This is a genomic window from Bradyrhizobium sp. 190, assembly GCF_023073415.1.
Classification (GTDB): Bacteria; Pseudomonadota; Alphaproteobacteria; order Rhizobiales; family Xanthobacteraceae; genus Bradyrhizobium.
In genome coordinates, this window is record NZ_JADPJL010000062.1 from 332,077 (window position 1) to 358,289 (window position 26,213).

General features: G+C 63.5%; 18 protein-coding genes. 2 read left to right on the plus strand and 16 right to left on the minus strand.

Annotation, left to right across the window (positions count from 1 at the left end):
• Positions 1–32: 32 nt before the first annotated feature.
• The 6 genes from IVB22_RS30740 to IVB22_RS30765 form a co-directional block, all read right to left on the minus strand.
• Positions 33–782, minus strand: coding sequence for a phosphorylase (locus tag IVB22_RS30740; protein WP_374207739.1), 750 nt, complete (start codon positions 780–782; stop codon positions 33–35).
• Complete coding sequence (gene shc, locus IVB22_RS30745) at positions 779–2,758, minus strand: squalene--hopene cyclase (RefSeq protein ID WP_247520902.1); 1,980 nt, start codon at positions 2,756–2,758, stop codon at positions 779–781. The genes IVB22_RS30740 and shc overlap by 4 nt, the downstream gene beginning before the upstream one ends.
• A 69-nt stretch (positions 2,759–2,827) precedes the next feature.
• Entirely contained in the window at positions 2,828–4,084 is a 1,257-nt protein-coding gene (gene hpnE / locus IVB22_RS30750; protein ID WP_247520903.1) for a hydroxysqualene dehydroxylase HpnE, read from the minus strand.
• Positions 4,084–4,923 (minus strand): presqualene diphosphate synthase HpnD, encoded by an 840-nt coding sequence (gene hpnD / locus IVB22_RS30755; protein WP_247520904.1) that lies wholly within the window; start codon positions 4,921–4,923, stop codon positions 4,084–4,086. Before hpnD ends, hpnE begins: the two co-directional genes overlap by 1 nt.
• Positions 4,920–5,798, minus strand: coding sequence for a squalene synthase HpnC (gene hpnC, locus IVB22_RS30760; RefSeq protein WP_247520905.1), 879 nt, complete (start codon positions 5,796–5,798; stop codon positions 4,920–4,922). The genes hpnD and hpnC overlap by 4 nt, the downstream gene beginning before the upstream one ends.
• Positions 5,799–5,988: 190 nt before the next feature.
• Positions 5,989–6,234 carry a hypothetical protein gene (locus IVB22_RS30765; protein ID WP_247520906.1) on the minus strand — a complete coding sequence of 82 codons (246 nt, stop codon included), beginning with the start codon at positions 6,232–6,234 and terminating at the stop codon, positions 5,989–5,991.
• A 427-nt stretch (positions 6,235–6,661) separates the two neighbouring features.
• Here IVB22_RS30765 and IVB22_RS30770 point away from each other — a divergent pair, with 427 nt between their 5' ends.
• A complete protein-coding gene (locus IVB22_RS30770; protein ID WP_247520907.1) occupies positions 6,662–7,165 on the plus strand; it encodes a hypothetical protein in 504 nt (167 codons plus the stop codon).
• A gap of 73 nt (positions 7,166–7,238) precedes the next feature.
• Here the strand turns inward: IVB22_RS30770 and IVB22_RS30775 are convergent, their stop codons facing one another.
• The 6 genes from IVB22_RS30775 to IVB22_RS30800 all read right to left on the minus strand — a co-directional run bounded on the left by IVB22_RS30775 (position 7,239) and on the right by IVB22_RS30800 (position 15,879).
• Positions 7,239–8,297: a hypothetical protein gene (locus tag IVB22_RS30775; RefSeq protein ID WP_247520908.1), complete on the minus strand. Its 1,059-nt coding sequence runs from the start codon at positions 8,295–8,297 to the stop codon at positions 7,239–7,241.
• 55 nt (positions 8,298–8,352) lie between these two features.
• On the minus strand, positions 8,353–10,731 hold the full coding sequence (locus IVB22_RS30780) for an RND family transporter (protein WP_247520909.1): 2,379 nt from the start codon (positions 10,729–10,731) through the stop codon (positions 8,353–8,355).
• A gap of 562 nt (positions 10,732–11,293) precedes the next feature.
• On the minus strand, positions 11,294–12,067 hold the full coding sequence (eutC, locus tag IVB22_RS30785) for an ethanolamine ammonia-lyase subunit EutC (protein WP_247520910.1): 774 nt from the start codon (positions 12,065–12,067) through the stop codon (positions 11,294–11,296).
• A gap of 17 nt (positions 12,068–12,084) precedes the next feature.
• Positions 12,085–13,674, minus strand: a complete 1,590-nt coding sequence (locus tag IVB22_RS30790; protein WP_247520911.1) for a B12-binding domain-containing radical SAM protein — start codon at positions 13,672–13,674, stop codon at positions 12,085–12,087.
• A 161-nt stretch (positions 13,675–13,835) separates the two neighbouring features.
• Complete coding sequence (locus IVB22_RS30795; RefSeq protein WP_247520912.1) at positions 13,836–15,218, minus strand: ethanolamine ammonia-lyase subunit EutB; 1,383 nt, start codon at positions 15,216–15,218, stop codon at positions 13,836–13,838.
• A 61-nt stretch (positions 15,219–15,279) separates the two neighbouring features.
• Positions 15,280–15,879: a hypothetical protein gene (locus tag IVB22_RS30800; RefSeq protein WP_247520913.1), complete on the minus strand. Its 600-nt coding sequence runs from the start codon at positions 15,877–15,879 to the stop codon at positions 15,280–15,282.
• Positions 15,880–16,382: 503 nt separating this feature from the next.
• Here IVB22_RS30800 and IVB22_RS30805 point away from each other — a divergent pair.
• Positions 16,383–18,089 carry a methyl-accepting chemotaxis protein gene (locus IVB22_RS30805; RefSeq protein ID WP_247520914.1) on the plus strand — a complete coding sequence of 569 codons (1,707 nt, stop codon included), beginning with the start codon at positions 16,383–16,385 and terminating at the stop codon, positions 18,087–18,089.
• A gap of 291 nt (positions 18,090–18,380) precedes the next feature.
• Here IVB22_RS30805 and IVB22_RS30810 read toward each other — a convergent pair whose 3' ends face one another.
• The 4 genes from IVB22_RS30810 to IVB22_RS30825 form a co-directional block, all read right to left on the minus strand.
• Complete coding sequence (locus IVB22_RS30810; protein WP_247520915.1) at positions 18,381–19,175, minus strand: transporter substrate-binding domain-containing protein; 795 nt, start codon at positions 19,173–19,175, stop codon at positions 18,381–18,383.
• A 129-nt stretch (positions 19,176–19,304) separates the two neighbouring features.
• Complete coding sequence (locus IVB22_RS30815) at positions 19,305–20,183, minus strand: transglutaminase family protein (RefSeq protein WP_247520916.1); 879 nt, start codon at positions 20,181–20,183, stop codon at positions 19,305–19,307.
• Positions 20,180–22,690: a circularly permuted type 2 ATP-grasp protein gene (locus IVB22_RS30820; RefSeq protein ID WP_247520917.1), complete on the minus strand. Its 2,511-nt coding sequence runs from the start codon at positions 22,688–22,690 to the stop codon at positions 20,180–20,182. Before IVB22_RS30820 ends, IVB22_RS30815 begins: the two co-directional genes overlap by 4 nt.
• A gap of 28 nt (positions 22,691–22,718) precedes the next feature.
• Positions 22,719–25,997 (minus strand): DUF2126 domain-containing protein, encoded by a 3,279-nt coding sequence (locus IVB22_RS30825; RefSeq protein ID WP_247520918.1) that lies wholly within the window; start codon positions 25,995–25,997, stop codon positions 22,719–22,721.
• Between the last annotated feature and the right edge of the window lie 216 nt (positions 25,998–26,213).

Consider the following 26,213-nt stretch of genomic DNA (forward strand, 5'->3'; position numbering starts at 1 on the left):
TTCGAAAATCCTGAAGCCGGGTGCCCTGCGGATCAGATCCCCGCGGTGGCGAGCCCCTCTTCGCCGTGCAGGAAGCCGCGGCAGCCGCGCAGGGAGCGCAGCGCGCGATTGAAATCGATTCCCGTGGAGACCAGCGCGCGCAGCGTGGTGGGATTGCGCGCCACCCCGCGCAGCACCTTGCCGAGGTCGATATCGCCGTTCGGCTTGATGGCGCTCTTGGCCAGCGCCGGAAGCGCCCGGCTGGCCGGATCGGAGATGACGCGCAGCGCCGCGAACGGCAAGCCGGCCTCGGACGCATAGGCTGCGGCAATATGACTTTCCATATCGACCGCTGCCGCGCCCGTCTCCGAATGCAGCGCGGCCTTGCAGGCGGCCGCCGCAATCACCTGTTCGACGCCGGCCAAGCCACCGCGGACCACGCGCCGGCGGCCCAGTGCGGCGCTGGCAATCATTTCCTCGTTCAGCGCCAAACCTGCCAGAAAGCGGGTATCGCCGGCCAGCACCTCGGTGGCCACCACCACGTCGCCCGATTTGAGCGAAGGATCGAGCCCACCGGCGACGCCGAAGGAGATGACACCCCTGAAAGTGGTAGAATCCAGCGTTGCCAGCAGCGCGCGCAACTGCTGCGGATCGCTGGAACTGCAGATGACGATCATGCCAGGCCCGGCCGCAATGCGGGCCTCCTGCACCAATCCTGTCACGATCAAAACCGGTCGTGGATCATTCGAATTGCGATCAACCGAATTGTCCGCGATCGCGGCGGCCCCCGCCCCCAAAGTCACATCCCGACCCCTACCACCCTGCTGTTGGTGCTTCTCAAATTTCGGTACCGCGCCAGCGCCCAGAGCGGAAAGAACTTCGAGTAGCCATGATAACGCAAGTAAAACACCCGCGGAAAGCCTGTTGCCGTGTATCGGGCCTCATCCCACAGCCCTTTCTCGGTCTGTGTGGCTTTTAGGTACTCCACACCCTGCACGATGGCCGGGTTTTCGACCTCTCCTGCTGCCATCAGTCCAAGCAAGGCCCATGCCGTTTGCGAGGAGGTCGACGACGCGCCCTCGAATCCCTTGTAGTCCAGGCGATAGCTGACGGCATCCTCGCCCCAACCGCCATCCTTGTTCTGGATCGAAACCAGCCATTCCACAGCTTTGCGAATCATCGGGTCCTGATGATCGACGCCAGCGGCATTGAGCGCACACAGCACCGACCAGGTTCCGTAGATGTAGTTGAGGCCCCAGCGGCCGTACCATGACCCTTCCGCGAGCTGAGTGCGGCGCAGATAGGCGATCCCGTCCGCAACCGCCTTGCTGGTCTCGGCAGTCTCGCCAAGCTGCGCCAGCATCGAGATGCAGCGCGCGGTGACGTCCTCGGTCGGCGGATCGAGCAGCGCGCCGTGGTCGGAGAACGGGATGTTGTTGAGGTAGTATTCGAGATTGTTGACGTCGAAGGCGGCCCAGCCGCCATCGCGGCTCTGCAGGCCCTCGATCCACTCGCGGCCGCGCGAGATCGCCTGGTCGTATTCCTTGCTGCCGGAAGCCCGGCGCGCGCGGTCCATCGCCATCACGACCACGGCGGTGTCGTCGAGATCGGGATAATAGTCGTTGTTGTACTGGAACGCCCAGCCGCCCGGACGGACATCGGGAGCCTTCACCGCCCAGTCGCCCTTGAGGTCGAGCACCTGCCTCGGCTTCAGCCAGTCGAGGCCCTGCTCCATTTTCTTGATCGTGTCTTCGCCGCCCGCCTCCGCCAGCGCATGGCAGGTCAGCGCAGTGTCCCACACCGGGGAGACGCAGGGCTGGCAATAGGCCTCGTGCTCGCCGATCACCAGCAGCTTGTCGATACCCCTGCGGGTGACCGCGCGCGGTGGAAAATCCGGCCCCTTGCCGAGTGCATCGTACATCATGACGATGTTGGCCATCGGCGGATAGATCGCGCCCATGCCATCTTCACCGTTAAGCCGCTCTTCGGTGAACGCGAGCGCCGCATCGATCGCGCGCTGGCGCAGCTTCTTCGGAAACAACGGCTCGACCACCCGCAGGATCCTGTCGAGCGTGCTGAACAGCGCGAACCAGCCCCAGCTTTGATGCGGCGCCTTCGCCGTCATCCCGACCGATTTGGGATCCTGCAGGAACAGCTCGTCAATGCCGACGCCCTTGGGATTCTTCGCCAAAGGCTTCAACGCCGCCATCACCATCAGCGGCACGATCGTGGTACGCGCCCAGTAGGAAATCTTGTTGATATGGAACGGCGACCACATCGGCAGCAACATGATCTCGATCGGCAGCACCGGCACCGCGCGCCAGCTCAGCACACCGTAGAAAGCGAGCAGGAAGCGCGTGAAAACGTTGACGCGGGCAGCGCCGCCGCGGCTGCGGATCGCCTCGCGCGCGCGCACCATGTGCGGCGCATCGACGGAATCGCCGATCATCTTCAGCGCAAAATAGGATTTCACGCTGGCGCTCATGTCGAACGGGCCGTCCTGCACCAGCGGCCAGCCGCCATGATTGCCTTGCGTGCGGCGCAAATAGTTCGCGATCTTGGCTTCGAGCGCGCTGTCGACGGGCTCGGCGAGATAATGCCGCAGCAGGATATATTCGGACGGAATCGTGCTGTCGGCTTCCAGCTCGAACACAAAGTGTCCATCGGATTGCCGATAACCGAGCAGCGCTTCGGTCGCCGACGAGATGCTCTTCTCCAGCGCGACGGGGTCGACTGTCGCGACGGGTTCGCCTGCAATTGTTTTGTCTACGGAAAGCATATCGCTAGCATCCCTCTATTCGCGCGCGGGCTCTGTGAAGCCGGTCACGCAACAAATCCGGTCGGGCCCTTAAGGCCTCGCCAGGACCAGATCGGCGGCGCGGTCGCCCGACCGTATCGATCCTTCGATGGTTGCCGGCAATCCCGTATCAGTCCAGTCGCCGGCGAGAAACAGGTTTTTGAATGATGTCACCGCCCCCGGGCGCAGCGCGTTCTGCTCCGGTGTGGCCTCGAACGTCGCACGGCGCTCGCGCACGATCTGCCAGGGCGGCAGCGGCAAGTCGCCCTGCAGCCCTGCGGCCTTGCAGACATCGCGCCAGATCGCCAGCGCGAGTTCTTCGCGCGGCATGTCGACGAGGCGGTCGCCATTGCTGATGGTGACCGACAGCCGTTGCGGAAATGCGAACAGCCATTCCACGAGGCCACCGACGACGCCAAGGATCGGCGCGGCATCGCGGGGCGGATCGAAGCGGAAATGCGCATTGACGATAGCGCGGAATTTCGACGGCGTCTTCAGGCCCGGCAACAGCGCCGCCGCCGGACGTGGCGGCACCGCGAGCACCACGACGTCGTCGGGGCCGAGCGCAATCGCGTCGTCGCTGCCGAATTTCAGCTCACCAACGGCGTTGCCCGTCATCGCGAGTTCGTGCAGCTCATGGCCAAACTGGATCGAGGCGCCCTTGTCCTGCAACAGCTTGATCGCCGGCTCGACCAGAACCGCGCTCAGGCCGTCGCGCGCGATCAGCGGCCGGCAGGCCTGCCCACCCGCCAGCAGCGTTTCCCGTACGATCGCGCCGGCCAGGCCCGCCGACCCCTCGGGCGGATCGACATTGAGCGCGGCCAGCAGCAGCGGCTGCACCAGCCGCTGGTACAGCGTGCCTTTGCAGGGGATGGTGTCGCCGACCAGCTTGCCGGTGCCGGCCCAGATTAGCGGCGCCAATGCGAGATAATCGAGCAGCTTGGTATCGGGGACGCGGCGCGCCTCGTCGAACACCCACAGCGGCAATTTGCCGTCGCCAAGATCAAGCTGCCAGCGCTGACCGGTCATGATGTCGACGAAGGGAAACTGCGCAAGCTTCGGCCCAACCAGCCCCGCCTCGGTGCCGATCGATCTGGCGTAGGCCAGCGCATGGCGGTTGCCGGACAACAGCAAATGGTTGCCGTTGTCGATGGTGAGATTGGTGGCAGCGTCGAAATAGGACCGGCAGCGGCCGCCGGCCTGCTGCGTGGCCTCGTGGACATGCACCCGGTAATTGGCGTTGGCGAGCCGCACGGCCGCCGAGAGGCCGGAAACACCGGCGCCGATGATATGAACGTTTTTCTGCATCAGATGATCGCGTAACGAAGAAGGATGGCAATCTTCGCCCATTTGTGGACGCGGACCGGCTCGCGCGGGGCGGCAAAGCCCCGGGCCAGCAACAGGTCCAGTATCGCGCGGTAATATTTCGACATGATCCGCGGCGCGCGCACCACGCGCCGCGAATTGCGTTTCATGATCTCGTCGGCTTTTTCGAAGTGCTTTTTCGCTCGCTCGGCCAGCGGCAGGCAAACTTTAGGAAGTGCGCGATCGGCAGTCACCTTCTGCGGATTGTCGCTGGTGATGCCGGCGAGCAGCAGGCCTTCGCGCGGCAGATAGAGGCGGCCGAGGCCGGCGTCTTCGTCGATGTCGCGCAGGATATTGGTCAGTTGCAGCGCGCGGCCGAGATGGTGGGCGAGCAGGATGCCGTCTTCCTCGGGCATGCCGAACACCCGCACCGACAGACGCCCGACGGCGCTGGCAACGCGATCGCAATAGAGATCGAGCGTGGCAAGATCCGGCGCACGAATGTCCTGTGGCACGTCCATCTCCATGCCGTCGACGACCGCGAGAAAATCCTCGCGCTTGAGGCCGAAGGTTTTCACCGAGGCGGCGTAATCTTGCAGGCGCGGCGGCGGATGACTGTGATATAGCGCATCGATGTCGTCGCGCCATTGCTGCAGCGCGGCCAGCCGCTCGGGTCGCGGCCCATGGGAATCGGCGATGTCGTCGACCTGCCGGCAGAAGCTGTAGATCTGGAACATTGCCTCGCGCTGCCTGCGCGGCAGGATGCGCATCGCGGCATAGAATGAGCTGCCGGACGCGGTAGTGCCGTAATCTGCGTTGGCCGCCGCCGTCTGCACCGTCATGCGCCAGCCGCCGGTCTTGTCTGGGGGCGGCGCCCAGCGGCACGCCTGATCATTTCGCTGGTGATGGCGCCGATGCTCTGCATGAGCAGTTCGGGCTTGCTCAAATGCACGCGCTCACTGAGCGGATCGCGCACCTTGAGCATACCGACGATCTTGTCGGCAAAGGCCTGGATCACGGCAACCTCGAGCCCGAGCCGGAAATCCTTCACCTCGGCGCTGAGCGACCTGCTTTCATCGAGCAGAGTTTCGGTGCGCACCGCGAGCGCATGAAGGCATTGCAGCAGCGCCGGCTGCGACTTCGCCTCGCCCAGCATCTCGACGGTGGCGCCGCTGGCGGCCAGCGCATCGCGCGGCAGATAGACGCGGTTGAGGTTTTTGTAATCCTTGGCGCAATCCTGCAGATGGTTGTTGATCTGCAGCCCCGCGCACAGCGCGTCCGATGCGGCCCAGGTCGAGGTGCTCTCGCCATGGACGTCGAGCATGAAGCGGCCGACCGGCATGGCCGAATAACGGCAATAGTGAATGACGTCGTCCCAGTTCTCGTAACGCAGCTTGGTGACGTCCATCCGGAACGCGACCAGCACGTCGAGCGCATGGCGCGGAGCCATCGAACGCTCGGCAAAAGCGCGGCGCAGGCTGACCGCCTCCGGTTGCGTGTCGCCGTTGCCCAGCAACTCGGCTTCGAGCAGGTCGAGATAGCGCAGCTTCTCGTCCGCGCCGAGCGTCGCGTGATCGGCGATGTCGTCGGCCGTCCTGACGAAATTATAGTAGCTCAGGATCAGCGCCCGGTGACGCGGATGAATGATCCACGACGCGACCGGAAAATTCTCGTCGCGGTGGGTCTTCCCGGATCGCAGGTCGCTCGCACTGGTCATCAAGAACTGGCTACATCAATCGGAATTGGTGGCGTGCGCCGATGCTCAGCGCACGCGAGGGGATCGCGAGCCCCATATAGGGGAATACGCCGCCAAAACCAATGCTATCTGGGCTGATTAGCCCCGCCCGTGACGCGCGTCATAGAGCCGAAAATGGCTTTTCCGCGGGGGTTAACGGACGCAGCGCGCCTTATTGGCCGTTGTTCTTGAGAACCTGGTCGCAGGCGGCACTGATCTTGGAACGATGTTCTTTCAGACACGCCAGGATGGTGAAATCGCCCTGATCGATCACCGGACGGCAGTGCTTCTGAACGTCGCGGGAACAGGCCTTCTGCTCGTCCGCCGTTCCACTGCGCTGTTGCTGCTGCTGCTGGGCAAGGGCTCCGGACGAAGCCGCGAGCGACAACAGAGTGAGTGCGAGGAGAAATTTACGCATCGTATTCCTTCATTTCGGCAGCAAAATCCTGTTCCTCGATCTGCGCCGGAACGGATTTGTTTGGATGGCAGGCGCGCCGCGTAATGCAGCAACGAACAGATGACAAGCATGGTAAATGCGGACAAATTTACGGCGACCTTTACGGCAACCTAAGCACCTTAAATAACCGACTGATATTTAAAGTGTATTTCCGCCACACTTTCCCGGCAATTGGTTGTTGCAGACAATGCGGTGCAAAGCTAGATGCTGCGCCGACGGAGTCGGTGTGAATGTTTCGATGCCACTCGGCCGACCGTGCACTTTTTCGTGCCGAGAGCGCCGGAAACCGCACCCCGTCATTTGAACCTAAGATACTGCGGGAACACTAAATCTTCGATGCGGCGAGACGTATCTTTGCAAAGAACGTCGATTTGATGGGAAAACTACAATGAAACTGTTTGGTTCCAGCTTGTTCGGTCAGGCTCTCGCAGCTGCCGGCGTCGGCGCCGCGCTCATGTTGTCGGTCACCGCAAGCCACGCCCAGGCGGGAGGCCCGTTTGCCGGTTTCGACGGAAACTGGGCCGGCTCGGGCACGGTCGCGCTCTCCAACGGCACCACCGAGAACATCCGCTGCAAGGCAGACTACAAGGTCAACGCCAGCGGGCTCGGCCTGAAGCAGAACCTGCACTGCGCCAGCGACAGCTACAAGTTCGATCTGTCGAGCGACGTCACCAGCCAGGGTGACCGCATCTCCGGTAACTGGAGCGAGAAGAGCCGCAATATCTTCGGCAATCTGCAGGGCACCGCAGGCGGCGGCCAGATCGAGGTGTTCGTCGAGGCTTCCGGATTTGCCGCGAACCTGAATTTGAAGACCACCGGCAACAAGCAGTCCGTGCAGATCGACTCCAAGGGCGAGATCCGCGGCGTCAAGATCACAATGACGAAGACCTGACGCTGGCCTTCGAAACAGCATGAAAGGCAGCGCTCGGCGCTGCCTTTTCATTTTTACGACCAGCTACGCCTGATCAGCCAAATTTCCAGCGCCAACAGGGATCGCCGCAGTCACGGCGTTGCGTCACTTCGACACGCATGAAGCGATCATGCGCCAGCACCGCCCCCACCCACAATTCGTTCCAGGCATCGAAAACTGCGGGCGACAGCGCTTCACGTTCCGCCATCAGTCGCCACGACGTCTGGTGCACGGTCGCGGCTGAGCCTTCCACCTGCAGTTCCGCGTCGTCGTCCTGCCCACGGGCAAGCCGGGCGAAGGCCTTGGCGAAACCCGCCGCGCCAGCTTCCACGCCACCCAACAGCCGAGCTACCTCGTCGAAGGCGTGCATCCCGACAAGCCGCGCCGCGGCGCCGGCAAGATGGCCACCCTCTTCCGGGCCGAGCACCCTGATCGTCTCAGGCACGATCGAGGTGACGTACTCCATCGCATAATTGCGAAGCACCTTCTGCAGCCGTTCCTCCGGCCATGTGTTCCCGGGCAGGCGCGGCGCAAGATCAGCCTGGAACGGCGGACAGCGCTCGCCGGGCGAAAACTGCAGCCGCTCCTCGGGCGCGAGTTCGTGATCCCACTCCTTGTAGTACCCCTCCAGCCCCGGCTGGCCGTCGACGGTTTGACCCGTGCAGACGAAGCCGAGCCTGGGATTGCCGAGCACGACGCCGTTGTTGGCATGCCATCCGCGCAGCATCGCCCGCGACACTTCTGACGGAATGCCGCAGATCGCAGTGCCGGACCAGATCCAGCGCGGCGGCGGATAGCGCACCCAGGCTTTGCTGTCGCTCTCATGGACATACTCGACCTTCACGCCGCCGACCTGGTTCGACAGATAATGATATTGGGCGCACGCGACCGCATGCGGAAGCTGGTCGAGGCCGAGCTTCTTCAATCCGGGAAGGAAGCGCGCCAGTTGCTGCCGCCGGAAGGTGCGAAACACCACCTCGGCGGCGCGATCAGCGCCGGCACGCGAGGCCAGCATCAGGATCAGCCCGGTGAGATAGGAATGATAGATGTGCTCGACCGCGCGGTAGGCGGCGACATCGGCCGCAGGGCGAACAGCTAATCCTGCAGACGTCATTCCTCAGCCCCTCTTCGGCTGCGTTGCCCGGCAGCCTTGTTCATTGGCAGGCCTGTTATTTCGCCGGCTTGGCGTGACTGACGCCGCGAATCTTTTCCGACAGGTTGATCAGGAACATCGAGGTCGGCCGCAGGATGAAGAGATCCGCGACCAGCGCCATAACCATCGAGAACGCGCTGAGCCAGCCGAACAGCCGCAGCGACGGCAGGTCGGAGAACACGGTCACGACGAGGCCGCAGGCCAGCACCACCGTGGTCAGGATCAGCGCGGGGCCAACCAGCACGGTGGCGCGCTCGACCGCCAGTTCCGGAGTAACGCCCGGCTTGCTCTCCAGCCGCAGCCTGTTGAGGAAGTGGATGGTGGCGCTCAAACCGAGGCCGAACGACACCGTCAGCGCGACCACGCTGGCGAACTGCAGCCCCTCGCCCATTATCCACAGCACCGTACCCGAGGCCACGACCGGGAAAATGCCGGGCAGGATGCAGGAGAACATCACCACGACCGAACGGAATGCCAAGCCGATGAAGATCGCAACTATGAGGAATTCAATCGTCAGGCCGTGGTTGAGCTTGTCGATCATGTTGGCGCTGTTGCGCGCGGCGATCGCCGATAGACCCGTGACCGCGATTTCGAAGCCGGGATGCTCGGCCCTCACCTTGTCGAGCGACTTGTCGAGCTTGTCGATCACGGGAAGGATTTCGCTTGAATCGAGATCGGGAACGCGGCCCGACACCACCACGGCATCCTGATCGGCCGAGATGAAACGGCGGACTAGATGCTCGGGGATAACGCTGACATATTCCTTCAGTGTCGCGACGTCGTTGCTGCCGGCTTTCTCGGCGAGCCAGCGGCGCAGGGTTTCGAGCGACCAAACGTTGCCTACGCCGGCCGATTTCTCGACCATCACGTGAACTTCGGCGATCGTCTTCAAGGTATCCGGCGCATAGAGCGAGGCGCCCTTGGGGAATTCGATCAGCACATCGATCGGATTGGCGCCGGTGAGCTTGGCGTCGAGGCGGCTCGACGCCGCCACCGCCTGCCGCTTGTCCGGCACCTGATCGGCGAGGCGATAGCGCGGCTCCAGCGTGGCGTAGATGTAGCCGAGGCCGGCGACGAGCAGCAACGCGAGCAGGCTGAACAGCCCGGGGCGTCCGACCATGCGCACCGCGATCCAGTAACAGAAATTGCGCAGCGCCTGCACGCCGGCATCCGCGCTCTGGAACTTGACGGCGAAGATCTTTTCGTTGCGGACGAACAGCACGCCGAACACCGGCACCAATGCGAGGACCGCAATCAACGCGATGATGGTGGCGGCAAGGCCAGCCTCGCCGAACTTTCGGATCAATTCGGAATCGGAGAATTGCAGGGCGATGAACGAGATGCCGGCGGTGCCATGGGTGAGCACGCAAGCCGGGCCCACCACCAGCACGGCGTTGGTGAACGCGGTCAATTTGTCCTGACCCGCGATCAGGCGGTCGCGCGCGGCGAAGGTCAACTGCATCGAGTCCGAGAAGCTGATCACCATGATGAGCGGTGTCATCACGTTCAGGAACATGTTGAGATTGAAACCGGCCCAGCCGAGGCCGCCGAGCGCGAGCAGGATCGCGATGATCGGCGGAAACGCCGCAACCACCATGAACGATATCTTGCGGAAGAAGATGATCGCGATGATGCAGCCGGCCAGAATGCCGAGGATGTTGTAGGTCAGCCCGTCGCGCTTGACCGCGTTGCGGATCTCGAGCTGCATCACGGGAACGCCGGAGAGCTGGGCGTTGAGACCGCTGCCCGACAAATCGTCGGCCATGATCTTCCGCATTTCGCCGACCACCTTGCCGAGATCGTTGCTGGAAACCACGCTCGGCTCCAGCGACAGCACGATCAGGGCCAGCGTGCCATCCTCCGACAACAGCTTGCCGCGAATGATCTCGTTGGATTTGACGGTCTCGGTGAACTTCTCGTAGGCGGCGCCTTGCGGCAGTTCGGGCGGGAACAGCGCGGCCGGCAGCTTGCCGGGCTCCGGCGCCTGGCGCGCCGAAAACAGCGACACCAGACCGCGCACGCCCTCGACCAGTTGCAGGTCGGTGACCATGTCGCGGATCTTTTCGAGGTTTTCGCGGGCCAGCAGCGTCTTGCCCTCGACCACGACCAGCACGTCGAATTCGGTCGCCGGGAAGCGCTTGGTCACGGCTTCGTATTGCTTGTAGTCCTTGGAATCGGAGCGGAACAACTGGCTCAGGGAGTCGTCGATCTTGATCCGGTAGATGCCAAAGATCGCAGCCACGACCAGCGCGGCGAGAATGATCATGGACATGATCGGCGCCTTGACCGCGATCAGCCCCATGCGCTCGAGCCCGAAGGCGATACTCTTGCCCGGCGGCGGCGGTTCCTCGATGGCTTCGACGTGGACGCGACTTTCGGAGTTCTTGTCGAGCATACCCTGTCCAGTTCTCACGTCGGCCCGTTTGTGCAGCTTGGTTTTATGCAGTTTGGTGGCGCCAATGCGGCTTTGCCAGCTCCATCCGATCGGCGCTAGCCATTGAAATCACGCGGTAAATTAATCGGCGCCGTTTTACAGGGCCGAACCCCATCCGGCAAGCGCGCGCGGCGGGGCAAATCGACACGAAGATGACGAAAATGCGCGTTAAGTCTCTGATTTGCCACACCTGCCGGCACGGCCTTGGGGCGTTCTCCCGGGTAATGAACGCGGCTCGCTGCCGAGCGCCGCAGTCCCGCTGGTCAAATCTTGGGGAGACGGCGGTGACACTCAGTCATTCCTCTTGTCTGCTTCAGTTCCGGCACGAAGGGCTGCTATGAACGCGGCGTCGAACAAGCCCTCGTACTGGCTCGCATTGACATTGGAAATATGCGCGGTGTCGCGGAAATGATGCCGCTCCCGTTTTCCCCATAGCCTGTCTCTGCCCGCTCCGTGTTCGCTTATATCAGGCGCGACTTGGCTCACAACGGCGAAGCGGCCGCCTATCGATCCAATTTCGGGTTCAATCGATCGGCCTGGCGGCGATGAGCGCGGTTCCGCTCTCGTCCTTCAGCGCCACGCCGGTGATCCCGCGCGCGATGCCTTCACGCACCAGCCACGCGATCTTGAAGGCGGCTTCATCGTAGCTCAGCCCCGCACTGTGGATGTTGGACACGCAATTGCGCTTCTCGTCGGTGAGGCCGATGCGCGGGGCAAAGGTGAGATACGCGCCAAGGCTGTCGGGCGCCGACAGGCCGGGCCGCTCGCCGATCAGCATCACCACCATCCGCGCGCCAAGCACGGCGCCGATCTCGTCGCCCAGCGCCACCCGCGCACCCGACGCGACCACGACATGGCCCAACGAGATTCCCGCTTCCGTCAGGCGCGGAACAAGATGGCGAACCAGTTCGACGGCGTGGATATTGACGGCGGCCGGCGACAGCCCGTCGCCGATCACGATCACAACCTCGCCCGCGCTGCCGCCGTGCTTTTCCAGCGCGCGCCGTGAATCCGCATCCAGCATGCGTCCGAGATCGGGACGGCGTAGATAGTCGCGCCGGTTGCGCGCCTGGCTGGAAACCTCCCTGACCTGCAGGCCGAGGCCGGCCAATCCGGCAACCAGATGCGGCGCATCGAAAGCTGTGTGAACGGCATCGCGCGCACGCGCGTGGTCGAGGGTAAAGGCAAGCAGTGCATCGGTCGGCATGCTCGCGCCGGAGCGGCCGAGCCCGACTCGCGCCGGCGTCAGCTTCCGCAAGGCTTCGAGCGGGCGAGACGGCGGCGCCGGCGTTTTCATGGCGTTTTCATGGGCTTTTACTCGGCAGGGACCGAGGCTTCGCGCAGCCGAATCGAATAGTTCGATGCGTTCTGCTGACCGACCGATGCGGCACGCGCGAACATGATCAGATGATGTCCGATCATCGCCGGGCCGATCAGGCCCTCGATGTCGCCGCGACGCAGCCGTCCGAGCGCGAATTTCCAGAACACCTTTCTGTAGTCGCCGAGCACGCCGACTTTCCAGAAAATGTTCCGCAGCATGATCAGGCCGCGCTTGATGTTGGCCCAGCTCTTCTGCTCGGGCGTGACCGGCACCTTGATCCGCCGCGCATAGGTGTAGTCGCATTGGTACTGGTAGCGCGCGAACAGCTTTTCCGGCTGGTAGGCGACTTCCATGCATTTGCGCCAGGACTCGATCACCTGATCGTAGGGCAGCAGGAACTCGACATTGGAGTCGCGGCCGTCGTCGTCATTGACCAGCCGGCCTTCCTTCTCGAGCCGGTCCCACAGCGGCGTCTTCGGCAGCGCCTGCAACAGATTGATCGTGAGCAGCGGAATCTGCGACTCCTCGACGAACCCAAGCAGCGCGTCGCCGGTCTCCGGCTTGTCTGTGTCGAGCCCCATGATGATGCCGGAGACGACTTCCATGCCGTAGGAGTTGATGGTCTGGATGCCTTCCAGGATCGGGACCATCATGTTGTGGTCCTTGTGCATCGCCTTCAGCGCGTCGGGATCGGGCGTCTCGATGCCGCAGAACACCGTCACGAAGAATGCTTCACGCATCTTCTCCAGAATCTCGGGCCGCTTGGCGATGTTCAGCGTCGCCTCGCAGGCCAGTCGCATCACGTAGCCGGTCCGCTTCTGCCACTCGACCAGATGCGGCAGCAGATCCAGCGCGGCCTTGCGGTTGCCGATGAAATTGTCGTCGACGAAATAAACAGATCCCGTGACGCCGCATTCCCGTAACTTGTCGAGCTCGGCGATGATCTGCTCCGGCGTCTTCAGGCGCGGGTTGCGGCCGTAGAGACCGGGGATGTCGCAGAATTCGCACTGATAGGGACAGCCGCTCGAATACTGGATGCTACCGAGGAAGTATTTCTTGACCTCCGCCAGCTCGTAGGCCGGGATCGGAAACTCCGTCATCGGCAGGCGATCGTTGGTCTTCAGCACCACCTGCTGCTCGGGGCGCGACGGGTCACGCGCCAGCCGCGCGATCAGCTCGTTGGTGGCGTCGCCGAGTTCGCCGACATGAAGATAGTCGAACGAAGGATAGTAATCCGGACACGCGCTGACCGACGGTCCGCCGATCGCCACGGCGAGATCGAAGGCATGCGCGCGGCGGCAGATGTCGTTCATCTGCTGGCGCTGGATGTGCATGCCGCTGACGAATACTGCCTCGGCCCATTCGAAATCTTCTTTGGTGGCGGGACGAATGTTCTCGTCGATGAAGCGGACCGGCCAATTCTCCGGGAGATAGGCCGCGATCAGCAACAGGCCCTGCGGCGGCATGAACGCCTGCACGCCGTCGGTCAGGGGATAGGCGTGCTCGAATGTACCGAAAGAAGACGTATAGCGCGGGAAGACGCACAGGATACGCCGTGCCGTTCCGATGCCTTCAGCTCTCATCAAATTTCCTCAAGGCTGACATGAATTTAAGCACGACATTGAAGGCTGGGCCAGAAATTCTTCAACATTGTGACGGTCACCTCTAGCTCATTGTGGGCTCTAACTCGCTGTGGGTTCAATTGGTTGCAGGAAAAAACTGCCGGCGGGCTGAGGGCCAGCGTTCAGGCGATCAGCCGCGCGGCAAATTCGGGCAGCAGACCCGCATTGCCTGCAAGCCGGAAATCGCCATCCGCGAGGCCTGAGCGAACCAGCCAGTCGTCGAATTCCGGCGCCCGCTTCAGTCCGAAGAGGTCGCGGATATACAGCGCGTCGTGGAACGAGGTCGACTGGTAGTTCAGCATGACGTCGTCGGCGCCCGGCACGCCCATGATGAAGGTGACGCCGGCGGCCGCCAACAGCGTCAGGAGATTGTCCATGTCGTCCTGGTCGGCTTCGGCATGGTTGGTGTAGCAGACGTCGACCCCGAGCGGCAGGCCGAGCAGCTTGCCGCCGAAATGATCCTCCAGGCCGGCGCGGATGATTTCCTTGCCGTCATAGAGATATTCCGGACCGATAAAGCCGACCACGCTGTTGACCAGCAGCGGATCGAACGCGCGCGCCACCGCATAGGCCCGCGCCTCGCAGGTCTGCTGATCGACGTTGTGATGGGCGTTGGCCGACAGCGCCGAGCCCTGCCCGGTCTCGAAATACATTACGTTGTCGCCGACCGTGCCGCGGCGGAGCGACAGCCCGGCCTCTCGCGCCTCGCGCAGCAGCGCGAGATCGACGCCAAAGCTGCGGTTGGCGGCCTCCGTTCCTGCGATTGACTGGAATACCAGATCGACCGGAGCGCCCTGCCCGATCAATCCGAGCGTCGTGGTCACGTGGGTGAGCACGCAGCCCTGTGTCGGAATCTGCAGCCGCGAGATGATGCCGTCGAGCAGCCGCAGCAGTTCGCCGATCACGGCCGGATCGTCGCTGGCGGGGTTGATGCCGATGCAGGCATCGCCCGATCCAAGCAGGATGCCGTCGAGGATCGAGGCGGTGATGCCCTTGGCGTCGTCGAAAGGATGGTTAGGCTGCAGCCGCACGCTCATCCGGCCCTTCAGGCCGATGGTGTTGCGAAACGCCGACGTCACGGCGCACTTCTTCGCGACCAGGATCAGATCCTGGTTGCGCATCAACTTCGAGACGCCGGCGGCCATTTCCGGCGTGATCCCGCGCGAAACCTTGTTGAGCGTTTCGCTGGTTGCGGCATCGGACAACAGCCAGTCACGGAAGCCGCCGACGGTCAGCGAGGAAATGGGCGCAAAGGCCTGCGCCGCATGGGTATCGAGGATCAGCCGGGTGACCTCGTCGTCCTCGTAAGGGATCACGGCCTCGTTGAGGAATTGCTTGAGCGGCACGTCGGCGAGCGCCATCCGCGCCGCGATCATCGCTTCCGCGCTTTCCGCCGCAACGCCGGCAAGCCGATCGCCGGACCGCGGCGGCGTCGCCTTGGCGAGCAGTTCGCGCAAATCCGCGAATACATAGGAGGTGGCACCGATGATCTGGCGATAGACCATGCTGGGTTTCCTCCACCTTGCCTGCGCTCCGCAGCCCTCGCCGCGACGACCGCGTCTCCGGCTAGTTCAGCGTACCATAGTTGCGGGCGAAGAAGCTTATCTCGTAGAGTACCGCGCCGAACGCAAACAGCATATGGAATCTCAAATTGCGCGTTGTCGCGGCGACGGCGCATAGCAGCACGAATGCACCCACGCTCAAGAGATACTCTAACCCGAGCGATCGTAGATGGGCCTCGCCCTTTATCCAGGTATCGACGACATCGAGCGCTTCCGTGAGGGCTGCAAAGCCAAAGAACCAGCGCCGGCGAGAGAGAAAGTAGTCTTCGTAACCCTTATATTCATCCAGATCCTGAGGAAAAAGCAGGACGCTCAGGAAATAGTACATCGATGCGTACACGCAAACGAAGAAATAAAGGCCAAACGTCCAGTGCTGGACCAGGCTCAGCCGAAATTCCCACCACCAGAACGTGACCACGTTCAGGAGTGCCCACGCGACCCAGCCCAGATGAACAGACCAGATCGGGTAGCGGCCGGGATGCTGGATCAATGCCGCGATGCCGCTGACCAACCTTGTGACGCTGAGTCCGAGGATAATGGCGACTAACACACGGACGTGAAGGTAGAGATCGGCGTTGGCCGGCAAGGCAGCACTTTGAACCATTAAGTCCCCGCTCTCACGCATCATCAAACCAGCGCGGCGCCTTCAGCAGGCGTCCCGCGACGATTCCGGCGATGGCCTTGAGGATTGCGCGCTTGCCGCCCGGCAAGACGAAATCGACATTCCGTCCTCGTGCTCGCTGTCTAGCTTGATTCGATCACAATTGTTCTGCCAACGCCGACGCCCTTCGGAAGACGGTTCCCGCTTGCTGGCCCTCCCGCTGGCCGCCAGAGGATCGCGACCTCCAATTGCACAGGCATACCAAAGCCCGTCACGGTCGCGAGAGGCTGCCGAATTCTCCCGGGGACGTAACTTGCCCCATATCCGTAATGATTTGTAATTACTTGATTATCTTGACGTAGTTGCAGTCCTCGGAACTTCGCGCGTTAAGACAATCTCCATCAAACTTCAGCACAATTTGCCTACGCCGTAGGCAATCGCTGGAAACCATCCCGGCGCGCCGATACGGCTGAATTGTAAATCCCGTACTCGTTTTTGGTGGCGCCATGGCATCCCGGTTTTCGCTTGCAGCCAAGTTGTATTCGATCTTCGCGCTGTTCGCGCTGCTGGTCGCCGCCATCACGGCCTTGTCCGACTACAACACCCGCCAGAACGCCGAACTCACCGAAGCGGTCTCGATCGCCAGCCGCGCCGCGCTCAATGTCGAGCGCATCAATTCGCTGGTCTATGCGGTCGTGATGGAATCCCGTGGCATCTACATGTCGAGCGAGCCGGCGGTGGTGAAGAAGTACGGCGACGGGTTGCTCAAGTTCAACGAACGGATTCTCGAGGTCGTCAAGAACTGGCAGGCGCTGGTCCAGGCGGACGACGCCGAGCAGTTCGCCACCTTCAAGAAGCGCATCGAGCAGTTCGTCGACTTCCGCAAGGAGCTGGTTCGCCGCGGCGTCGAGATCAACGGGGCTGCGGGGCGCGAATGGGGCGACAACGACGCCAACCGTCAAGTGCGCACCGCGCTAAACAAGGATCTCGAGGCGCTGTCCAAGGTCTATGCAGAACGCAGCAAGAGACTGGTGCAACAGACCGACACCAACCACACGATGGCCTTTGTGCTGACCTGCCTCGGCGTCATGGCGCTGGCGGTGGTCGTCATCGGCGTAATGATCATCGCCCGCTCGATCGCGAAGCCGCTTTCAGTGATCACCGCAACCATCAAGAAGGTCGCCGACGGCGCCGAAGGCGTCGAGGTGCCGCATACCGGCCGCGCCGACGAGATCGGCGCGCTCGCCCGTGCCATCAAGATCTTCCAGGAAGCGATGGAGGGCAACCGCAACCTCAATTCGCAGGTGGTGGAAGATTCGAAAGCGCGCGGCGAGCGCGCCCGCCACATCGAGGCCTCGGTCGACGCCTTCCGGGAAGCGATCGGCGGCATTGTGCGCGCCGTCACCGACAATGCGACATCGATGCGCGGCACCGCCCAGACCATCGCCAGCGTTTCATCTGACGCCAGCGGCCGCGCGGTCGCCGCCTCCGGCGCGACCGAGCAGGCTTCCAGCAACGTTTCCGCCGTCGCCAGCGCGGCCGAGGAGCTCTCAGCCTCGGTCGAGGAAATCGGCCGCCAGGTACGCCAATCGGCCAGCGCCGTCGAGCAGGCCGGCCAGCGCACCGAGAGATCGGTCGCCGAAATCGAAGGGCTTGCAGCCGCCACCCAGCGCATCGACGGCGTGCTCACCCTGATTCAGGCGATCGCCGAGCAAACCAATCTGCTGGCGTTGAACGCGACGATCGAAGCCGCGCGTGCCGGCGACGCCGGCCGCGGCTTTGCGGTCGTCGCCCACGAGGTCAAGGCACTCGCCGAGCAGACCGCCAAGGCGACCGCCGAAATCGGCCAGAATGTCGGCCTGATCCAGACCTCGACCAAAACCTCCGTCGAAGCGGTTCGCGAGATCGGCAACGCGGTGCGCGACATCAACGAGGTGACTTCCATCATCGCCAGCGCGATCGAGCAGCAGGATGCGGCAACCCGCGAGATATCGTCGAATGCGCAATTGGCGGCGCAGGGCAACGGAACGCTGGTGGTCAATATCAATTCGCTCAGCGACGCGATCGGCACGACGAGCACTGCCGCAGCATCCGTTCTCACCGCATCCAGCGAACTGACGGCTACCGCCGAGACGCTCTCCCGCGAGGTCGAAAAGTTCTTCCGCAATCTGCGCGCGGATTCGTCCGAGCAGGCGCGCAAGACCGGCACGTAAGCGGACAGCATCTCCGATCGCGCCAAAGTGTGAGGAGACCACGACACGTCGATCATTGGCCCTTGGCACGCCGCGGGACTTGTTCGGGATAGTGGACGTGTCGCCGATAACAAAATCGACGTGAACGCCTACAAGCGACATGGACTTCCGCCGGTCGCAACACCCGAACAAAGCTATTGAGCGCACGCGAGCCGAGATGGGCGCGCAATCCATTGCGGATTCAAGTCCCCGCCATCCGCATTGATCCTCGCGTCTCGCCTGCACCTCTCGCCAACTATTCCCCACCGTAGGCTACGGGACCCGCACGCCTCGCAAGCCAGCTTCGGCGACGGCGTTCTGCACGGTGCCATCAGACCGGATTCGGTTGACGAACGCGTCGATGGTGGGAAGCTCCGAGGCGGCCCGATTGCGCACTCCGATCGCCATTTGCACGACATTGAAGCGTCCAGGCAGCACGCGCGCGCCGGGTAAAGCGTCGGCGATACGGTGGGCAAGGTGCAGGTTCTCGCCGTAAACGTCTGCCTTTCCTGTCGCCAGCGCCTCGCGCGCCGGCTCCAACCCACCGGGCACTGGAACGATCTCTGCATTCTTGATGAGACGACGCAGTACGGTGTCGGGTGCGCTGCCTTGCGCGACCGCGATCTTCACGCCGGGACGGTCCACTTCCTCGGCGTTGGTTGGTGCCGCGCCGGGGCGCGCGACATAGCCGTTGTCGACCTCCATGAATGTCACGCTGAAGGCGAGGTGCTCTGCGCGCGACGGATCGCGCGCAGCAAGCCCGATGTCCCAATCATCGGTCGCGAGGCTTTCGTTGTAGCGCGCGGGATTGTCGTAGGGCTTGAGGTCGACCGGAACGCCGAGATGCGTAGCAAGCGCGCGGGCCACGACGACGGAAACGCCGCCAAAAGTGCCGTCAGCGCGCCGCGTCACCAGAACGGGATTGGAGGTGATCAGAGCAGCGCGCAGTTTGCCGGTCGGAAGCAAGGTACTGTTGACTGATGGGGCTTGCGTCTGCGCTCTGGCGTGCGTCCAGCCTGTGGCTAATGCCGTGATTGCGACTGCGACCGTCTCTCTCCGTGTCCACATGGTGGTGTACCCCTCCGACGCGGCGACTATTTGCGCTGGACAATCTTAGACCAGTCCGCTCCTACCAGACGTCACAAGGCAGTCATCGCGCGGAAAGAGAAAGCCTGGCAAGGCTGCGAACAGCCAGCCTCACTCCACCAGCAGCACGTCCACGGCGACGCCAAGCTTCTGCTTGCGTGATCCGACGATGATGCCGTCGACTGGGGAGACGTCGGAAAAATCGCGCCCGATCGCCAGGATGATGTGGTCATTCTCGACCAGCAGGTCGTTGGTCGGGTCGAACCCGATCCAGCCCAGCTCGACGCCGCACCAGAGCGAAACCCAGGCGTGGCTGGCGTCGGCGCCCTGCAGGCGCGGCTGGCCGGCGGGCGGAATGGTGCGGAGATAGCCGCTGACATAGGCCGCCGGCAGGCCAAGCCCGCGCAGGCCCGCAATCATCACATGGGCAAAGTCCTGGCAGACACCGTGGCGCTTTTCGAACACTTCCCGCAGCGGCGTCGAAATCACGGTGGCCTTCGGGTCGTATTTGAAATCGCGGCGGATCCGGTGCATCAGGTCGACGGCACCTGAAAGGATGCCGCCGCCCGGCGGAAAGCTTGGCGCGGCATAGGCGGTGAGTGGTGCCAGCACCGGCACCAGCGAACTCGCAAAGACGTAGCCGATTGGCGAGGCCGGGCCGAGACTGCTGGCCTCGAACGCCAGGTCGCGGATATCATCCCATGACGGGCTCGGCGCGGCGCGGTCGAGCGCCTTGCGCGAGACCGAAACCCGCGAGCGGGAATCGATCCGCAAATTGCGATGTGCGGCCTCGATCAGCACGCTCTCGGTATGGGTTCCGAAAAAGTCTCGCCGCACCGTACGTTCGGCCGGCCGCGGCCGAATCTCGACCGAATGGGAGATCAATTGCTGCCCGTCGCCCGACTTCGGCTCCAGCCGCAGCGAGCACCGCGCGAAACTCACCGGGCTTTCGTAAGCGTATGTCGTAACGTGACGGATGTCGTAGATCACGCGAGGCCCGTCAGCTTCTCCGGCCGGCTCGCATTGGGCCCGTGCGGGAAGTAATGCAGGCCGATGGCGTCGGCGAGATTGAGCAGATCCTGCTCCAGCGCGAACAGGGTCTTGACATCCAGCGTCGCGGCCTCGGCTGTCGTCAACGTCGCCTGCAACGCCACCGCCAGCCGCTGCGGCCGCTCGATCAGGCCATGCTCCTTCAAGCTCGGGAGTGCGGCGATGTGATCATTCAGCGTCGCCACCTGAAACGCGACCGAGCGCGGGTTATAAGGATCGAGCACCGCGAGATCGCGCACCGGCGCCAGCGCGGGGCCGACCAGATAGCGCGAACGATAGGTGATCTGGCAATCGACCAGCGTCAGCAGCACATCGAGATCTTCTTCGCCGGCTTCGTCATAGGCGAATTGCCGCGCGAACCGCGCGGTGTTGATGGCGCGCTCGACACGGCGCCCCATGTCGAGAAAGCGCCAGCCGGCGGCGCGATTCATGTTTTCCTGCGCCAAACCTGCAAGACTCGCCAGTTCCTGCAACGTCAGTTCGGCGGCGCTGACGACGCTGTCATCGTCGTCGACCTGCAGGGCGAGACGCTCCACCATCTCGGTGATGATCTGCCAGGCGTCCGGCGAAAGCCGCTCGCGCAACGAGCTCGCCGTACGCTGCGCCGATTTTGCCAATGACAGGGCCGAACCGAATTTGTCCGGGCTCTGCAGCGCCTCGGCGACGACCCTTGCGGGGTTCGTTCGCGTCGCCTGCGAGGTCGCGCCCCAGGTCACCAGAAGCCGCTGGATGCGCTCGACCGATGGCAGCGCGGTCGACGATCCCTTGACGGGGTCGCGCATCGGCGTGCCGAGCGCGCGGATCAGCCGCAGCGTCGCCTCGGCGCGCTCGAGATAGCGGCCGAGCCAGAACAGATTGTCCGCGGCGCGGCTCGGCACCACGCCGGCGATGCGCCTGATGCGCACGGCTTCGGCGGCCGGCAGCAGCGTCGAAGCCGTGACCGCCTTGTCGGAGACAATCCAGACATCCGCCGACCGCGCGCCATCACCCATCGAGACGGCACGGGCATCGGGCTGTTCGGCGATCCGGCAGAAGCCACCGGGCAGGATGGTCCAGCCTTGGGGCGTTGCGGCAGCGAACACCCGCAGCACGAACGGGCGCGGCGTGATCCGTCCCTGCTCCCACACCGGCGTCGTCGACAGCCGCACCAGCTCCTGGCCAACATAGTCGATGCCACGGTCGGTGATCGCGCTCCTGAGCCGGTCGCGCTCGGCCGGTGACAACTCGCCGGCGAGTACGGGACCGTGGCCCGGAAAGCCCGGAACGGAACGCCCATAGGCGCCCTCGATCGCGAAATCTTCCAGCCGCGACAACACTTCCTCACGCGCGGATTTCTGCCCGCACCACCAGGTCGCGATGTGCGGCATGATCAAATTCTCGCTGAGCAAGCGCCGGCACAGGCTGGGCAGGAAGCCGAGCAGCGCCCGCGCTTCCAGCACGCCCGAGCCCGGCATGTTGGCGACGACGACGCCGTCCTTGCGCAGCACGTCGATCAGGCCCGGCACGCCGAGATGCGACGACGCATTGAGCTCCAGCGGATCGAGGAAATTGGAATCGACCCGTCGCAGCAGCACGTCGAGCCGTTTCAAGCCTGCGACGGTACGGATGTGGACGCGGTCGCCGCTGACGGCGAGGTCGTCGCCCTCGACCAGCAGAAAGCCGAGATAACGCGCGAGTGTCGCGTGTTCGAAAAAGGTTTCGCTGAAGACGCCAGGCGTCAGCAAGCCGATCCGCGGCTCGTCGCGATCGGCGCTGGCGCGCAGGCTATCGCGGAACGCCTCGAAGAACGGCGCCACACGCTCGACATTCATCGACTTGTAGAGATTGGAAAAGGCGCGCGACAGCACCAGCCGATTTTCCAATGCATAGCCGGCGCCTGATGGCGCCTGCGTGCGGTCGTTGAGCACCCACCAGCGCCCGTCGGGGCCGCGGCCGACATCGGCCGCATAGAGGTGAAGATGGCGCCCCCCGGGCGGTTTGACGCCGCAAACCGCGCGCAGATATTCGTTGCTGCCGGCAATCGCGGCCGCGGGCACCGCGCCATCGGTGATCAGCCGGCCCTCGCCATAGAGATCGCGCAGGATCATTTCGAACAACTGCGCACGCTGCAAGATGCCCGTGGTCAGTTGCTGCCAATCGGCCTCGTCGATGATGAGCGGCAGATGGCTCAGCGGCCACAGCCGGTCGGCGGTCTCGCCGGGGGCGCGGTAGGTGACGCCGGCTTCGCGCAGATGCCGGTCGGCGGAGGCAAAGCGCCGCTCGATATCAACAGGCGAAAGCGCGGCAAAGGCATCGAAAAACCGGCTCCATGCCGCGCGGGGCGCGCCGTCCGGTCCGATATATTCGTCGGGAATGCCGGGCAGCCGCGCATAGTCGCGCGTCCATTGCGCGATCCGGCGCTGGCCCGGACGGGCCTTGCTTTCCTGATTGCTGCCTTGGCCTGCCATTCCGATTCCCTAAAGACGGTCGCTCCGATTAGATCAGGAGCGGCGTCCTCAAGTCGAGCGTCAAGGGGAATTCATTTGTGCGTTCCTCGGGCGGAGGGTCGATCCTGCCCGGGGTATGGCCATGATCCTGAAACCGGGCCAGCCGCCTTGCTTCCGCCTCATAGGAATTGACCGGCTTGGTATCGTAGCTGCGCCCGCCGGGATGGGCGACATGGTACACGCAGCCGCCGAGCGAGCGGCCGTTCCAGGTATCTATCAAGTCAAATGTCAGTGGGGCGTGGACCGGGATGGTCGGGTGCAGCCCCGATGCCGGCTGCCACGCCTTGAAACGGACGGCGGCGACGGCCTCGCCTGAGCGGCCGGTTGCCGTCATCGGCATTCGCCTGCCGTTGCAGGTCACGACGTGACGGCCTTCGACAAAGCCCGTGGCCGCCTTCACCTGCAAGCGCTCCACCGAACTATCGACATAACGCACCGTGCCGCCTGCCGCCCCCTCTTCGCCAAGCACGTGCCAAGGCTCCAGCGCCTGACGCAATTCCAGCGCGACGCCGCCATGGTGGACACGGCCAAACACCGGAAAACGAAACTCGAGCTGCGCCGAGTACCATTCCGGCGAGAATTCGTAACCGGATTGCCTGAGCTCTTCGAGCACGCCCAGAAAATCCTCCCAGAGGAAATGCGGCAGCATGAAGCGATCGTGCAGCGTGGTGCCCCAGCGCACGAACTTGCCTTGTTGTGGCTCGCGCCAGAGTTTTGCAATCAGTGCGCGGATCAACAATTGCTGCGCCAGCGACATCCGTGGATCGGGCGGCATTTCGAGCGCGCGGAATTCGACCAGCCCGAGACGGCCGGTCGGCCCGTCCGGCGAATAGAGCTTGTCGATGCAGATTTCGGCGCGATGGGTATTGCCTGTTATGTCGACGAGGATATGCCGGAACAGGCGGTCCACCAGCCAAAGCGGGGCCTCGATATCAGGCGGCGGCACGTGAGCCAGCGCGACCTCCAGTTCATAGAGCCCGTCATGCCGTGCCTCGTCGATGCGCGGCGCCTGGCTGGTCGGGCCGATGAACATGCCCGAAAACAAATAGGACAGCGACGGATGACGCTGCCAGTACAGCACGAGGCTCTTCAGCAAATCGGGGCGGCGCAGGAACGGCGAATCCTGCGGCGTCGAGCCACCGACCACGACATGATTGCCGCCGCCGGTGCCGGTGTGGCGGCCGTCGACGAGAAAGCGGTTGGCGCCGAGCCGGACTTTGGCGGCGTCTTCATACAGGCCGAAGGTGATATCGACCGCCTCGCGCCAGCTCTGCGCCGGCTGAACGTTGATTTCGATCACGCCGGGATCGGGCGTCACCTTGATGACCTCGACGCGCGGATCGTAGGGCGGCCCGTAGCCCTCGACATGAACCTGGAACTGCAGTTCCTCGGCGGTCGCCTCCACCGCCGCGATCAGTTCGAGGTAATCTTCGAGTTTTTCCACCGGCGGCATGAATGCGCACAAGACGCCGTCACGAACCTCAACTGATGTCGCCGTGCGAACCGGCTTCGGTTTTGGTTTGGGCTTCTGCGCGGGCTTCGCCGGCACGCCGTCAGTTACAGCGTCCTTGTCCTCGACGGCCAATTCGAGACGCGGCTCCATCGGATCCTGCTCGACCACGTAGGGATATTCTTCCGGCGGGACATGCGGCAGCGACGCCATCGGCAGCCGCAGCCCAAGCGGGGAATCGCCCGGTATCAGAAACAGATGGCCACGCTTGAGCTGCCAGCGCTCGCTCATCCAGCCCGAAGCGTCAGCGTCCGCGTGCTGGATCGGCAGCACGAAGCCTTTGGGCTTGTTCAAGCCCTCATCGAATACCCGCGCCATGCGCGCGCGCTCTTCCGCGTTGGCGAGTTTGGAGTCGCCGGGATCGACGTTGACCGGAAGTGACGCTTCCTTCTGCAGCCAGTGTACGGAATCTTCATAGGCCGGTATGACATAGCCGGCATCCAGGCCGAGCCGCTTCGCGGTCCCTTCCATAAAGGCCTTGGCGTCTTCGATCTTCCCCTTGCGCGGGTTCTCGATATTCGCGATCAGCTCGGCATTCTTCCAGATCGGCACGCCGTCCTTGCGCCAATAGAGACCGAAGGCCCAGCGCGGCAGGCTTTCGCCCGGATACCATTTGCCCTGCCCGTAATGCAGCAGCCCGCCTGGCGCGAAGCGGGCGTGCAGCTTGCGGATCAGTTCATCGGCCAGCGCCTGCTTGGTCGGGCCGACGGCGGCGATGTTCCATTCCGGCGATTCCAGATCGTCGATGGAAACGAAGGTCGGCTCGCCGCCCATGGTCAGGCGCACGTCGTCCGCCCGGAGATCGGCATCGACCTGTTCGCCGAGCGCATCGAGACGCGCCCAGGATTCATCGGAGAACGGCCGCGTGATCCGCGGCGCCTCGCGGATGCGCTTGACGCTCATCTCGAAACCGAATTCGACATTGGCGAAGCCGGCACTGCCACTGATCGGCGCCGCCGAGCGGTAATGCGGCGTGGCGGCGACGGGAATGTGCCCCTCACCCGTCAGCATGCCCGAGGTGACGTCGAACCCGATCCACCCGGCGCCCGGAAGATAGACCTCGGCCCAGGCGTGCAGATCGGTGAAATCGCTCTCGACCTCGCGCGGCCCTTCGACGGGATCGATGTCCGGGCGCAGCTGCATGAGATAGCCGGAGACGAAGCGCGCCGCGAGACCGAGGTGACGGAAGATCTGGATCAACAGCCACGCCGAGTCGCGGCATGATCCGGAGCCAGAGGCCAGCGTCTCTTCCGGCGTCTGAATGCCCGGCTCCATCCGGATGACATAGCTGATCTTTTTCTGCAGTTGCGCGTTGAGGTCGACCAGAAAATTGACGGTGCTGTCGGCCTCGCGCGCAATCTCCTTCAGATACGACGCGAACAGCGGCCCCTGCTCCGTCGTGGCGAGATAGGGCGCAAGCTCGGTCTTGAGATCGCTGGTGTACTGCAACGGAAAAGCGCTGGCGCTGGGCTCGACGAAGAAGTCGAAGGGATTGACGACCGTCATCTGCGCCGTGAAGTCGACTTCGATCTTCAGCTCAGACGCCTTCTCGGGAAATACGAAGCGCGCCAGCCAGTTGCCCTGCGGGTCCTGCTGCCAGTTCACGAAATGATTTGTTGGCGTGACCTTGAGCGAATAGCTCAGGATCGGCGTGCGCGTATGCGGCGCCGGACGCAGGCGAACGGTTTGCGGGCCGAGATCGATCGGTCGGTCGTATTTGTAGTGCGTGACGTGATGCAGTGCGACGAAGATCGACACGGACCGGACTCCAGCGGCTTTTTTAAGCAGAACACCGGTTCCGGGTGGGATCAAGCACTAACAACGGGCACGGAGTGCCTATGGGAAGTGCGGATTAGCTGTCCGAATTATCTGTGGGTCGTCCCCGCGAACGCGGGGACCCATACCGCGTGATCTATGACGTAAGGCGGGATCGCTGACGCCTGCTCCACAACCAGCGCCTGTGGTTATGGGTCC